The sequence below is a fragment of the Opitutaceae bacterium TAV5 genome (assembly GCA_000242935.3).
Lineage (GTDB): Bacteria > Verrucomicrobiota > Verrucomicrobiia > Opitutales > Opitutaceae > Geminisphaera.
The window spans coordinates 3,344,937-3,358,634 of sequence record CP007053.1 but is presented as its reverse complement, the minus strand read 5'-3'; the positions used below and the strand labels follow the sequence as shown (position 1 = coordinate 3,358,634).

Sequence of the window (13,698 nt, the reverse complement as noted above, 5' to 3'; positions counted from 1 at the left end):
ATCTCTTCCATGAAACTCGCCTTCCTCTCCGATCTCCACGCCGGACCCGAACTCGGCGCCCTCAACCGCCTCGTCCGGGACTGGGTTCTGGCTACCCTCACGCACGAACCGCCCGACGTCGTCATCCTCGGCGGCGACCTTTGGCAGACCCAGGCCAATGCCGGCACCGGCGGCTGGATCGAGGAACTTCTCGCCGCCCTCCCGCTCTCCCGGTTTTTCAGCGTTCCCGGCAACCGCGACCCTCATCCCTTCGCTCTCCCCGGCGACGCTCCCGGCTGCATCCATTTTGTCCGCGATTCCCTCGTGCAAAACCTCGATGACGCCGACCTGCTTCTTGTCAACGGAAACGACCCCGACCGGCTCTTCGCCTCAATCCGTGCACTTGCTGCAAACAGAACCACGTCCCGTCCCCTGATCGTCGCCTGCCACCAACCGCTCGCCGCCGATGCCTTCGTTTCTCTCCCGCAAGATCTCCCGGCCGGACTGATCCTCGCCGGCCATCACCATCATCACGAAGAACACACCGCCGGCTGCTGGCGACAGGTTGTCTGCGCCGGGCTCGATCCGCTCAAAACCATCGAATGCCTCCCCGAATTTACTACCGTTGAAATCCGCGGCGACTACCGCACCATCACCCCCCGGCGCATTCCCGAAGAGCTCCTCTGGACACCATCGCCCGGCTCCCGGCTCCGCAAGGTCATCCCTGGCATCGCTCCCTATGCCACCCTCGGCGAACTCATGGACATCGCCCGCGCCCACCGCATCTCTGCCGTGCAGGCCGTTTTTCACCGCCAGTCGCCGCTGCCGTTGTCCGCCGAACTCGGAAAGCTCGCCGCCTGGCGCGCCGAAATTCCCGACACCTGGCTCTCGTATCATCTCCCCGATCCGGCCCCCCAACCCGACGCCGATCCGCTCGGCCAGCTCGGCTCTCACCTCGCCTGGTGCGCCGCCGCCGGCGTCCAGGACTACACGATCCATCTCCCCGCCATCGACGCCCGCCTCGTTTACGCCGATGAAGGACGGGGCGATTTCCTGGAAACCCCCGAAGCTGTCCGCATCAAGGAAATCTACAAAAATCTCGCCCGTGCCATCCTCGATGCCGGACCCGGCCGCCAGCTCAGCATTGAAAACCACCACAACGACGCCCGCCATTTCGAGGGCGGGCGCCCCGACCGCCTCTCCAGCCGGCCCGAGCACATCCTGCGCATGATCGACTATCTTCGCAGCACTCTCCGCGCCGAAGGCTGTCCCGAAACCGCCACCCGCCGCATCGGCTGGATTTTCGATTCCGGCCACGCCCGCAACAATGGTGCTGTGACCAACGAACTCAGCCTCGCCGACTGGCTCCACACGGGCGGCGCCTGCATGCAGGCCGCACACATCCACCAGGTACACGCCCACCCGACGGAGCGCTTCAAAAACCATCACGCCATCCGCAGTATCCACGAAGCCCTGATCAACCACGAAGGCCTGCTTGCCGCCTTCACCCAAACGCCCGGCCCGGCTGTCCGCGCCTTCGTCGAAGTCCGCGACCCCGCCGAAGCGACACAAAGCTGGCGCCTGCTCACCGACATGATCGCGCAACGCAAAACCCGCGTCGCCCTCGCCGCGTCGATGAACACCGGATGGCGAACCATGAACCCGAACCGCGACCCCGTGTCCGTCTGACCATCTCACCAATCCCCCCCCCTCCCTGTTCCCACCTCACCGGTCACTGCTCACTGCCAAATGCTTACCGACCTCCTGCTCGTTCGCCACGGCGAAGCCTACAATACCGCGCCTGTCGACGGCCTCCGCGAAATCCGCGACCGCGCCAATCCCCCGCTCACGCCTCTCGGCGAACGACAGGCCCGCGAACTCGTCACCGTCCTCTCGGAGTTCATGCCCGAAGCCATTGTCGTCAGTCCTTTTCTTCGCGCTGTGCAAACGGCTTGGCCCTATGTCTCGGAAACGACCGGCGCAGCGCCCGCAACCGCCATCCCGGTCCACGTTGACCGGCGATTCTGCGAAATCCTCGCCGACCCCGTCTTCTCCGGTTTTCGCGGGCTGGATATCGCGGATTATCGTGCCCGCTTCGGCCCCCGTGTGGCTCTCAACCCGGCGCTGGGTGACCGCGCCGCGTTCCCCGCGTATCCTGAACCCCCCGACAGCGTGCGCACCCGTGTCACCGCGCTCTGGAATGAACTCGTCGCATCACCGACTACACCCGCCCGCGTTGCCTTCATTGGACATGGTGCATCCCTCAGTGCTCTCCTGACGTCTCTCGTTCCCGAATACACGGCAGACATCGGCCACGTAAACTGCGGCGCCACACACCTCCGGCGCACCGGCCCCGCAGCAGCTCCCTGGAGCGCCCTTTACGTCAACCGCAAAGACCACCTCACCCGATTTGGCGCTGCCGCGGCACTGGTCAGCCAGTCATGAGGCATGGGCCACCAGCGCATAAGCGAGCCGCTCCCGGATTTGTCCTTCCGTGCATTTCCATGCTGACACGCGGAGTGAACCGGTTCTATGGGATTGCCTCCGTTTTTTAACAACCAGCCATGTCCGCCACCGTCCAGCCCGCCCACTTTAACCGCAACCGCACACCCGGGGAGGCGCTCGCGAATTGAGCACCATCGCGATCCTCGGCGGCATCGGCCTCATCCTCTTCGGCATCCGGTTTCTCCGGAAAGGTCTCGACCGGCTCTTCGGCGGGCACCTCGTGGGCTGGCTCTCCGGCCTGACCGCGCGCCCGTGGAAAGCGTTCACCGCCGGCGCGGCGGCGGGTGTCGTTTCCCCCTCCTCCACCAGTATCTCGATCATGGCCGTGCAACTGCTCGGCGACGGGCGCCTTCGCCCCGGCGGCGTGCTCGCCATGCTCCTCGGCGCCAATGTCGGCATGACCGTGCTCGTGCAGTTCATGGCTGTCCGCATCCAGGACTACGCCGGCCTGCTCATCGCCCTCGGCATGGCCGCCTTCGCGTATACCCGCCGCGAGGCCCTGCGCGGCGCCGGCCAGTGCCTGCTCGCGCTCGGCTTCATTTTTCTCGCCATCGCCATGATCGGCGACGGCGCCGAAACGATCGCGAAATCGCAGGATGCCCGCGAGGCCTTCGCCCTGTTGCACGGCCACACCTGGATGATCTTCGGCGGCACGGCCGCGCTCGCCGTCATCCTGCAAAGCTCCACCGCCACGGTCGGCCTCGGTCTCGGCCTGTGCGCCTCCGGCCTGCTCGGTGCTCCCGAACTCGTGCCCTGGGTGCTCGGCACCAATGTCGGCGTCGGCGTCAGTTCGCTCGTCGTCGGCTGGGGTACGACCGATGCGCGCCGGCTCGGCGTGGGCAACCTCCTCGCCAAACTCGCCCTCGCCCTTCCCCTGCTGCTGGCGCCCTCCGTGGCGACCCGGCTCTTCGACGCCCTCCCCGGTGACCTGACGCACCGGATCGTCATGTATCACACGCTCTTCAATGTGGCGGTCGGCCTGCTCGCGCTCCCGTTCCTCACGCCCGTCATGCGCCTGGCCGCGCTCATCGTGCCTGCGCCCGATGCCACCCTCACCGGTGGCGGCGAAGCCAGCCATCTCGATCCCAAGGCGCTCGACACTCCTTCCGTCGCGCTCGCCCGCGCCACCCGCGAAACGCTCCGCATGGCCGACCGCGTCCGCGCCCAGCTCACCGGCTTCTGGCAGGCCTGCCGCAACGGCGACGTTGAACTGGCAAAACGGATACAGAAGGAGGACGACAAGGTCGACTGGTACAATCGCGAGCTCATCGACTACCTCAGCCACATCGGCGGCGAGAAAAGCCCGCGCGACACCCGCTGGCAGGTGGCCCTGATGAACTTCGCCGTGGAGATGGAGGCCGTCGGCGACCTGCTCGACAAACACCTCTGCGATCTCGTCATCAAGCAGCGCCTCGAAGCCGCCCGGCTCTCCGCCGACGAATGGCGCGACCTGGAAAACGTGTACGGCAAACTCCTGCAACGCTTCGACGGCGCGGTCAGCCTGTTCTCGCTCGATGGCGACGAACTCGCCGATGCCTTCATCGCCGGCAAACACACGTTTAACGAACACTGCCGCCAACTCCAGCAAGCCTGCTACGAACGCCTGCAATCCTTGCCCTCGACCGGTGCGCCCGCGGGCGCCGGCAGCGATGCCGGCGTCGCGACAAACACGTACTTCCTCGATTACGTGAACGGCTTCCGCCGCATCAACAGCCACCTCACCGGCGTCGCCTGGGGGCTGGCGCACCCGCAACAGAATCGTTCCCGGACATCCGGATAGCCGCCCGTCCGGCGAATCCGTGGATCGCCCGGGCCAAACTCCCGTCTCGCCTGCCCGGCGCGACGGCGGCGGCTGGCGCAGGAATTTTCGTGAAACCCGGCGGAGCGCGGCACGCCGGACATGACCGGGGCACGTACCGGATTTCAGTCCGCCGAATCCATTCCATTAGGAATTCTATTACATGAAGGCGGCAAATTGACACCGGGCCCCACCCGGCCAGTTTCCCCGTCAGGCCCACCCTCGCCCTCCAACCCCCGCCCTCTCGGGCAAACCCGTCCTCCTCTCCCTGATCATGAATTCTCCCCTGAACCCGCAAACAGCCCGGCTCCGCCAGCTCCGCATCGAAGCGCGCAAAGGCGGCGGCGAAGAACGCATCAAGGCCCAGAAAGCAAAAGGCAAACACACCGCCCAGGAACGCATCGACCTGCTCCTCGACGAAGGATCGTTCCGCGAGATCGACGTATTCGTGAAACGCGGCGAAGACGGCCTGCTCGGCGACGGTGTCATCACCGGATACGGCACCGTCAACCAGCGCCCCGTTTACGTATTCTCGCAGGATTTCACCGTGTTCGGCGGCAGCCTCGGCCAGGGCCACGCCGTGAAGATCATGAAGATCATGGACCTCGCGCTCAAGAACGGCGCGCCCGTCATCGGCCTCAACGACTCCGGAGGGGCGCGCATCCAGGAAGGCGTCACCGCGCTCGCCGGCTACGCGGACATTTTTTTGAGAAACGTGCTGAGCAGCGGCGTCGTCCCCCAGATCTCGTGCATCCTCGGCCCCTGCGCCGGCGGCGCCGTGTATTCGCCCGCCATGACGGACTTCACCGTCATGACGCAGAAAACCAGCCACATGTTCGTCACCGGCCCCGACGTCGTGCGCTCCGTCACGCACGAGCAGGTCTCCGCCGAGGAACTCGGCGGGGCGCTCACCCACAACGAGACCAGCGGCGTCGCCCACTTCGCCGCCGAAAACGAGGTGCACGCGATCGACCTCGTCCGCGCGCTGCTCGACTACCTTCCCTCCAACAACCTCGAGGACGCCCCCATCCGCCCCACCGACGACGATCCGCTGCGCGTCGCCCACGCGCTGGACGTCATCATCCCGGAAAATCCCAACAAACCCTACGACATGTACGAAGTCCTCCGCACCGTCGTGGACACGGGGAGTTTTTTCGAGGTGCAGGAACTCTTTGCGCGCAACATCATCGTCGGCTTCGCGCGCCTCAACGGCCGCAGCGTCGGCGTCGTGGCCAACCAGCCGCAGGTTCTCGCCGGCTGCCTCGACATCAACGCCTCCACCAAGGCCGCCCGCTTCGTGCGCTTCTGCGACTGCTTCAACATCCCCGTCGTCACTTTCGTCGACGTGCCCGGCTTCCTGCCCGGCGTGGGCCAGGAGCACAACGGCATCATCCGCCACGGCTCGAAACTCCTCTACGCCTACGCCGAAGCCACGGTGCCGAAAGTCACCGTCATCACGCGCAAGGCCTACGGCGGCGCCTACGACGTGATGAGCAGCAAACACCTGCGCGGCGATATCAACCTCGCCTGGCCCACCGCCGAGATCGCCGTCATGGGCCCCGAAGGCGCGATCAACGTTCTCCACCGCAAGGAACTCGCCGAGGCCGCCGATCCCGACGCGTTGCGCGCCGCACTCGTGGCCGACTACCGCGAGAAATTCGCCAATCCCTACGTCGCCGCCGGCTACGGTTATCTCGACGACGTGATCGAGCCGGGCCAGACGCGCATCCGCCTCATCAACGCCCTCGAAATGCTCAAGAACAAGCGCGAGAAAAACCCGCCCAGGAAACACGGAAACATACCGCTGTGAAGGAGGAACCCGCCGTGCCCCGCATCAAAAAAGTCCTGATCGCCAACCGCGGAGAAATCGCCGTGCGCATCATCCGCGCCTGCCGCGAATTCGGCTGCGCCTCCGTCGCCGTTTACTCCGAAGCCGACCGCATGGCGCCGCACGTGCGCATGGCCGACGAGGCGTATCTCCTCGGCCCGGCGCCCGCCGTCGAGAGCTACCTGCGCGTCGACAAACTCATCGACATCGCCAAAAAATCAGGCTGCGACGCCGTCCATCCCGGCTACGGCTTTATCGCCGAGAACGAGGAGGCCGCCACGCAATTCATCGACGCCGGCATCGCCTGGATCGGCCCGTCCCCGTCGGCGATCCGGCTCATGGGCGACAAACTCACGGCGCGCACCACCGCGGCCGAGGCCGGCCTGCCGCTCGTGCCCGGCATCGGCAAGGTGGCCCGCATGTCCGACCAGGAGCTCATCGCCGCCGCGCCGGACATCGGATTTCCGCTGCTGGTGAAAGCCGCCGCCGGAGGCGGCGGCAAGGGCATGCGCATCGTCGAGAGCCAGGGCGTCCTCGCCGAATCGATACGCGTCGCCCGCCGCGAGGCCGCCGCAGCCTTCGGCGACGACCGCGTTTACCTCGAGCGCCTCGTGCGCAACGCCCGCCACATCGAGATCCAGATCCTCGGCGACCGGCACGGCAACATCATCCACCTCGGCGAGCGTGACTGCTCGATCCAGCGCCGCCACCAGAAGCTGATCGAGGAGTCTCCCTCGCCGCTCCTCGACGAGCCGCTGCGCCGGAAAATGGGCGCGGCCGCCGTGGCCGCCGCCCGCGCCGTCGGCTATTACAGCGCCGGCACGGTCGAGTTCGTGGTCGATAACGACACGCGCGAATTTTTCTTCCTCGAAATGAACACGCGCCTCCAGGTCGAGCACACCGTGAGCGAGCGCGTGACCGGCATCGACATCGTGAAGGAAATGCTGCGCGTCGCCTCGGGCGAACCCCTGCTCCATACCCAGGAGCAAGTGCGGCTGAAAGGCCACTGCATCGAGTGCCGCATCGTGGCCGAGGATCCGCACATGAATTTTCTGCCTTCCACCGGCCTCATCATCGGCCTCGAAACGCCCACCGGCCCCGGCGTGCGTCTCGACATGGGTGTCTCGCCCGGTTCGGAAGTGACGCCGTATTACGACTCGATGCTCGGCAAGCTCGTCGTGTGGGACGAGACGCGCGAGGAAGCCATCATCCGCACGCGGCGCGCGCTGGAGGAGTTCAACATCACCGGCGTGCCGACCACGATTCCGTTTTCCATCCAGATGATGGATACGCCGGAATTCAAGGAGGGTCGCGTTCACACCAAGTTTCTCGAACAGAACTTTCTCGCGAAGGAGAAGCGGACGCCCGAGCTCATGCGCATGGCCGCGCTCGCCGCCGCGCTCGTCGCGCACCAGCGCATCCGCCACGCCATCGTGCCGCCCGGCGCCGCGACGGCCTCGGCCTGGCGCGAGTCGGGCCGCAGCGCCGCCTTGCAACGGACCCTCTGATCCTCCCCTTCCCGCTGCCGTCGCCCTTCACCACCCATATCACCCGGATCCCGAAATCCCGCTCCCCATGAAATACATCGCCACCGTCGGAGACCAGACCCTCAACATCAAGATCGACGGCGACAGGCTGCTGGTCGATGGCGAGCCTGTGACCGCCGACCTGCAAACCTCGCTCGACGGCACGCTTTTCAGCCTGCTGGTCAACGGCCGTTCCTACGCCCTGCGCCTCCAGCCGATGGAGGACTGTTACCGCGTGCAGGTGCGCGGGGAAACCCACGACGTGCGCATCGTGGACGAGCGCACCCACCGCCTCGCGGGCCTGCGCGGCCCGGCCGGTTCGCAAACGGGCGAAGTGTCCCTGCGCGCGCCGATGCCGGGCGTGATCGTGGACGTCCTCGTCAAGGAGGGCCAGACGGTGGAAAAGGGGCAGACGCTCGTCGTGCTCGAGTCGATGAAGATGCACAACGAATTCATGGCCCCGCGCGCCGGCACGGTGAGCAGCGTGCGCGTGGCCAAGGACCAGCAGATCGAAAAAAACTCGCTGATGCTGATCCTGAGTTGAGCGGCCGGAACGCAAAAAGGGGCACGGGCTTCCCGGTCCGTGAGTGTGGAAGGCGGCTCTTCGACGCCCTCCCCGGCGACCTGACGCACCGCATCGTCATGTTTTGCGCCCGGGCTGACATCACGTTGCATCGCACCTGCGTGAACCGTGATATTCCTGCTCCGGTTTGACTCCCGGCTCTCGCGCGCATACCGCAAACGAAAGTACCGTCTCGCACTTTCCGCACTCCGTCCGTTTCGCTACATCACCGTCATGCACTTGCCGTCCTTCGCCACCCTGCCACGCTTCCTCGCCCGGTTTGCCTTTCTGCTGGTCCCGCTGCTCGTCGCTCCGGCCCTGCCCGCCCGGAACGAGCCCGCGCCGCCCGCGTCCGAAAGCGCCTCCTCTTCCACCCCGTCCGCCGCCGTATCTTCGCCCGACCCCAACACCACCGCGGCAGCCGCCGCCGTAGCCAGCGGCGAGGCCAAGGTCGAGACACCCGGTTTCGTCACGGATGCCACCAACTCCCTGCTGGAGGCGCTCGACGTCAAGACCTCCGGCAACACCACCACACGCTACATCATCGCGGGTTCGGTTCTCGTGGTGTTCTACCTGCTGAAGCGGCTCGTCGCCTACTGGCTCTTTGCGCTCTTTCACCGGCTCGCCGCACGCACGCGCAGCACGCTGGACGACAAACTTGCCGCCGCCGTCGAACAGCCCGTCGGCGCTTTCGTTCTGCTCGCCGGATTTTTTATCGCCGTCAACGTCCTGAAGCTCCCCGCCTCGACCGCCCTCATCAAGGCCTACGCCGCCACCATCGCCTTCTCCCTCTGCTTCTTCTGGCTGCTGATCCGCGCCCTCGGCACGGTTCTCGACCATCTCCATGAAATCGCTCTCCGGCGCCAGGCCGGCGTCGCCGCCTTCATGCCGTGGATCAAGAAGACGCTCATCGCCGCCTTCGTGATCCTCGCCGTGCTCATGATCGCGCAAAACCTCGGTGCCAACGTCAGCGCCTTCCTCGCCGGCCTCGGTATCGGCGGTCTCGCCTTCGCCCTCGCCGCCCAGGACACCATCGCCAACCTTTTCGGATCGGTGGTCGTCGCCATCGACCAGCCCTTCAAGATCGGCGAAGCCATCAAGATCGGTAACAACAGCGGTGTGGTGGAAGACATCGGCCTGCGCTCCACCCGGCTCCGGCTCCCCGACAGGTCGCTCGCCATCATTCCCAACAAGACCGTGGCCGCCGAAACCATCGTCAACCAGTCGCGGTTTATCCAGCGCCGCGTCGACATGGTCGTCAGCCTCACCTACGACACCACGCCCGAACAGATCGAGGCCATCGTGCGGGATATCGCCGCAATCCTCGAGGCCGAGAAGGAGGAGGTCCTGCCCGGCGGCCAGCAGGCGTGGTTCCGCGACCTCAGCGCCTCGTCGCTCGACATCGCGGTCGGCTACACGACGCGGAGCCCCGACTTCAACCGGTTCATGGTCCTGCGCCAGCGCATCAACCTGGCCATCATGCGCGCCGTCGCTGCCCGCGGCCTCTCCTTCGCCTACCCCACGCAGACCCTGCAATTCGACGGCCCGCTCGCCAAACAATGGGCGGCCGGACGCAGCGACGCCAAGTAATGGAGGCCGGGGAGGGTGAAGTTTGAATTTTGAAGTTTGAAATTGGAAGCGGGTCGACAAGCGGACGGTGCTCGCCAGAGCGGGGATGACCCGCGATGCCGGAGACCGGCTTCCAATTTCAAACTTCAAAATTCAAACTCCCCCCCTCCCCCCCGTCTCTGCCGCTTTTTTCTGCATCGCGGAGCCCCGCCGGACCTGTAACGTGGCGCCTTTCCCGTTTCGCATCCATCCATCCCGCATCCTTCCGTGAGTTTTTTCACCCGATCCTCCCGCTCCTCCTCGAAACAGAACAAAATCCGCTGCGGTGTCGTCGGCACCGGGTCGCTCGGCCAGCACCACGCGCGCATCTACGCCGCCATGCCCGACATCGAATTCGCCGGCATCTTCGAGGCCAACGACGCCCGCGCGAAGGAGATCTGCGAACGTCACCAGTGTCACCGCTTCGCCACGCTCGACGAACTCGGCGACGCCTGCGACGCCGTCTCCGTCGTCGTGCCCACCGACAAACACGCCGAAGTCGCCCTGCCCCTCCTCGCCAAAGGCTGCCACCTCCTCATCGAGAAACCCATCACCGCCACGCTTCCCGAAGCCGAAAAAGTGCTCTCCGCCGCCCGCGCCGCCGGCGTCGTCGTGCAGGTCGGCCACATCGAACACTTCAACCCCGTGATGAGTTTTCTCGAAAAACACATCCGGGACCCGCGCTACATCACCGCCGAGCGCCTCGCGCCCTTCACCCCGCGCGGCACCGAGGTCGGCGTCACGCTCGACCTGATGATCCACGACATCGGCATCGTGCTCGCCCTCGTCAAATCCCCCGTCGCCCGCATCGAGAGCGTCGGCGTCAACATCCTCTCGAAGACCGAGGACATCGCCAATGCCCGCATTGTTTTCGAAAACGGCTGCGTCGCCAACCTCAGCACCAGCCGCATCAGCACGAAAAAAGTCCGCGAGATCCGCGTCTTCCAGGAAGACGCCTACCTCTCGCTCGATTTCATGAACCAGAAGGGGCACCTCGTCAAAAAAAGCGACATGCTCGGCTACGGCATCAAGCTGAAGATGGGCCTCGTGCAGGCCGGCGATCTCTCGAAAATCCCGGTCAAGGACATCCCTATCGAAAAAGGCGAGCCGCTCGCGCTCGAACTCGCCGATTTTGTGGAAACCGTCCGCGCCGCCCGCCAGCCCAAGGTCGGCGGCGGCCTCGGCAAGACCGCCCTCGAAATCGCCATCGCCATCAGCGACCAGATCCGCGCCAACACGAAATAAACCGGACCGGTTTGACCGCTAAAGAACGCTGAAGAACGCTAAAATCGAACCGGGTACGGGCAACCTCTGCCCGTGATTGGCTTTAGCGGATTTCAGCGTTCTTTAGCGGTTCCTCATCTGCCTTTCATTAGTGTTCATTCGTGTGGATCAGTGGTTAACTCTTCTCCGGAAAACATGTCCGACCAGCGCCTCCAGCTTCCTTTTCGTCTTTCGCCGCCCGCCGGCGGCCGCGTCGATCTGCTCATCGTCGCCGGCGAGCATTCGGGTGACGAACACGCCGCGCGCATCGTGGCCGACCTTCGCCAGCGCCAGCCCGATCTCGCCGTCTCCGCGCTCGGCGGCCCTGCCATCGCCGCCGCCGGCGCGCAGCTCCTGCACGACATGACGGCCACCTCCGTCGTCGGCCTCGTCGAGGTGCTGAAAAACTACTCTTTCTTCAAAACCCTCTTCAACGAGATCCTCCGCTGGATCACCGTCTACCGGCCGCGCGCCGTCCTCTTTGTCGATTATCCCGGCCTCAACCTCCGCCTCGCCGCCGCGCTCCACGAACGCGGGCTCTCCGTCAAGGGCGGCGGCGACATCCGCCTCCTCTACTACATCTCCCCGCAAATCTGGGCCTGGAAAGCGAAGCGCCGCTTCAGGATGGCCGAACACCTCGACGCGCTCGCCGTCATTTTCCCCTTCGAGGTCGAGTGCTACAAGGACACGCCCCTGCCCGTCGAATTTGTCGGCCACCCCTTCCTCGCGCCCGACTACCGCCCGCCCGTCCGCTACGACCCCGACGGCCCCGTCCTGCTCCTGCCCGGCAGCCGCAAGCAGGCCGTCGCCCGCATTTTTCCGCTGCTCGTCGCCGGCCACGCCACGCACGACGCCAACCATCCCCGCGACGATGCCTTCAACGCGCGCGACGCGCTCGTCCTCTACCCGAGCGACACCATCCTGCGCGTCATTGAAAATACATTACCGCCCACGCCGCCGCGCTGGCTGCATTTTCAGAAAACCGGCGATCACGACGAACCCGGCCCGGCCTCCGCCGTGCTCATGAGCAGCGGCACGATGTCGCTGCACGTGGCGCTGGCGGAGATCCCCGGCGCCATCGCCTACCGGGCCAATCCGCTCACCTACCTGCTCGGCCGGATACTCGTGAAAATCCCGTACCTCGGCATTTCCAACCTCCTGCTGCGCGAACCGATGTACCCCGAGTACCTGCAAAACGCCGCCACGCCCGAAGCGCTCGCCGGCGAGTTGCACGATTGTCTCGACCCGGAGAAACGCCCCGCCCGCCTCGCCCGCACCCGCGAGCAGGCCGCACGCCTCCGCGCCCTCCTCCGCCAGCCCGCCGCCGGCACCGCCACGGACTGGGTGCTCCGGCATCTGTGAAGAGGCCGCGAGGCCGGATAACCCGCGCCCGCGAACCGCGCCGCGGATGCCGGCATCATTCCTCCCGGGCATCACCGGAAACCCAACAAGTATTTCCGTTATCAGCCCGGCAGGCGTAAGATCGTCGCCGACGACATCCCGCGCACCATCATGAAATCCGACGCACTCGACGCCGCCCAGGCCGCCGCTGCCGCACAATTCGATCGCCAGAGCGACCGTTACGGCAAAACCCACATCCTCGCCGACACCGCCGACATCACCGCCGCGCTCGAGGGCATCGACCTTCCCTCCCCCGCCGCCGGCCACGGCGCCGCCCTCGACATCGCCACCGGCGGCGGCCACACCGCCCTGCACCTCGCCCGGCTCGGCTACCACGTCACGGCCGGCGACATCGCGCCGCGCATGCTCGAAAATGCCCGCCGGCTCGCGGCCGACGCCGGTTTCACTCTCGCGACCCGCCTCTTTCCCGCCGAAGCGCTGCCGTTTGCCGATGCGAGCTTCGACCTCGTCTCGTCGCGCATCGCACCGCACCACTTCAGCGACCCCGCCGGCTTCGTGCGCGAGGCCGCCCGCGTGCTGCGGCCCGGCGGCCTCTTCCTGCTCATCGACGGCAGCGTGCCCGATCACTCGCCCGAAACCGAAGCGTGGCTGCACCGCGTGGAAAAATGGCGCGACCCGAGCCACGGCCGTTTCCTCTCCCGCGCCGCCTGGGAAGACCTCGTCCGCGCCACCGGCGTCCTGACGATTCTCCGCTCGGAGCTGTTTCCGTTCAAACAGCCCGATCTCGACTGGTATTTCGAAACCGCCGCCACTTCGCCGGAAAACCGGGCGCGGGTGCTCGAAGCCGTCCGCACCGTCCCCGAATCCGTCCGCACCGCGCTCCGGCTCGCGGAGGAAAACGGCAAGATCACCTGGTGGTGGCCCCGCCTCAGCCTCGTGGCCCGCAAGCACGGATAATACCGGCGACTCAAAGTTTCCGGATGTTCATACGAAGGGCGCAGGCCGGTTGCGTCAAAAACCGGAGCAGGCAAACCAACCGCGAATGAACGCGAATGAAGACAGAGGTTGCGGCTCCATCCGGTTTTAGAGCATTTTTTAAAAAATTGCAGCCGTACAGGATTCTGAAAACAGAACCACGGATATCACGGATGCACACGGATAAGAAGGAAGCGGCAAGGCATGGTTTGTATCCGTGATAATCAGTGAAATCCGTGGTTAAAAACGGCTACAGCTTTATTTGAACCGCTCTATTCGCGTCCATTCGCGT

The 13,698-nt window shown here is 65.6% G+C and carries 10 protein-coding genes; all 10 read left to right on the top strand.

The features are described 5' to 3' along the window. The first annotated feature begins 9 nt into the window (after positions 1-9). Positions 10-1,668: a hypothetical protein gene (locus tag OPIT5_14460; GenBank protein ID AHF94396.1), complete on the top strand. Its 1,659-nt coding sequence runs from the start codon at positions 10-12 to the stop codon at positions 1,666-1,668. Positions 1,669-1,728: 60 nt separating this feature from the next. Next, positions 1,729-2,424: a hypothetical protein gene (locus OPIT5_14455; GenBank protein AHF94395.1), complete on the top strand. Its 696-nt coding sequence runs from the start codon at positions 1,729-1,731 to the stop codon at positions 2,422-2,424. A gap of 184 nt (positions 2,425-2,608) precedes the next feature. After that, positions 2,609-4,264, top strand: a complete 1,656-nt coding sequence (locus OPIT5_14450) for a sodium:phosphate symporter (protein AHF91236.1) — start codon at positions 2,609-2,611, stop codon at positions 4,262-4,264. Between the two features lie 292 nt (positions 4,265-4,556). After that, complete coding sequence (locus OPIT5_14445; protein ID AHF91235.1) at positions 4,557-6,092, top strand: methylmalonyl-CoA carboxyltransferase; 1,536 nt, start codon at positions 4,557-4,559, stop codon at positions 6,090-6,092. A gap of 23 nt (positions 6,093-6,115) precedes the next feature. Beyond that, positions 6,116-7,618, top strand: a complete 1,503-nt coding sequence (locus OPIT5_14440; GenBank protein AHF91234.1) for an acetyl-CoA carboxylase — start codon at positions 6,116-6,118, stop codon at positions 7,616-7,618. Between the two features lie 67 nt (positions 7,619-7,685). Continuing rightward, entirely contained in the window at positions 7,686-8,180 is a 495-nt protein-coding gene (locus OPIT5_14435) for an acetyl-CoA carboxylase (protein ID AHF91233.1), read from the top strand. Between the two features lie 147 nt (positions 8,181-8,327). Beyond that, positions 8,328-9,788, top strand: a complete 1,461-nt coding sequence (locus OPIT5_14430; protein ID AHF91232.1) for a small mechanosensitive ion channel protein MscS — start codon at positions 8,328-8,330, stop codon at positions 9,786-9,788. A gap of 246 nt (positions 9,789-10,034) precedes the next feature. After that, on the top strand, positions 10,035-11,051 hold the full coding sequence (locus OPIT5_14425) for an oxidoreductase (GenBank protein ID AHF91231.1): 1,017 nt from the start codon (positions 10,035-10,037) through the stop codon (positions 11,049-11,051). Positions 11,052-11,225: 174 nt separating this feature from the next. Then, positions 11,226-12,431 carry a lipid-A-disaccharide synthase gene (locus tag OPIT5_14420; GenBank protein ID AHF91230.1) on the top strand — a complete coding sequence of 402 codons (1,206 nt, stop codon included), beginning with the start codon at positions 11,226-11,228 and terminating at the stop codon, positions 12,429-12,431. A 150-nt stretch (positions 12,432-12,581) separates the two neighbouring features. Beyond that, entirely contained in the window at positions 12,582-13,388 is an 807-nt protein-coding gene (locus OPIT5_14415) for a type 11 methyltransferase (protein AHF91229.1), read from the top strand. The last annotated feature ends 310 nt before the right edge of the window (positions 13,389-13,698 follow it).

Coding starts and splice junctions, on each gene's coding strand:
- OPIT5_14415 (AHF91229.1), top strand. CDS start 12,582: ATGAAATCCGACGCACTCGACGCCGCCCAGGCCGCCGCTGCCGCACAA.
- OPIT5_14420 (AHF91230.1), top strand. CDS start 11,226: ATGTCCGACCAGCGCCTCCAGCTTCCTTTTCGTCTTTCGCCGCCCGCC.
- OPIT5_14455 (AHF94395.1), top strand. CDS start 1,729: ATGCTTACCGACCTCCTGCTCGTTCGCCACGGCGAAGCCTACAATACC.
- OPIT5_14460 (AHF94396.1), top strand. CDS start 10: ATGAAACTCGCCTTCCTCTCCGATCTCCACGCCGGACCCGAACTCGGC.
- OPIT5_14435 (AHF91233.1), top strand. CDS start 7,686: ATGAAATACATCGCCACCGTCGGAGACCAGACCCTCAACATCAAGATC.
- OPIT5_14445 (AHF91235.1), top strand. CDS start 4,557: ATGAATTCTCCCCTGAACCCGCAAACAGCCCGGCTCCGCCAGCTCCGC.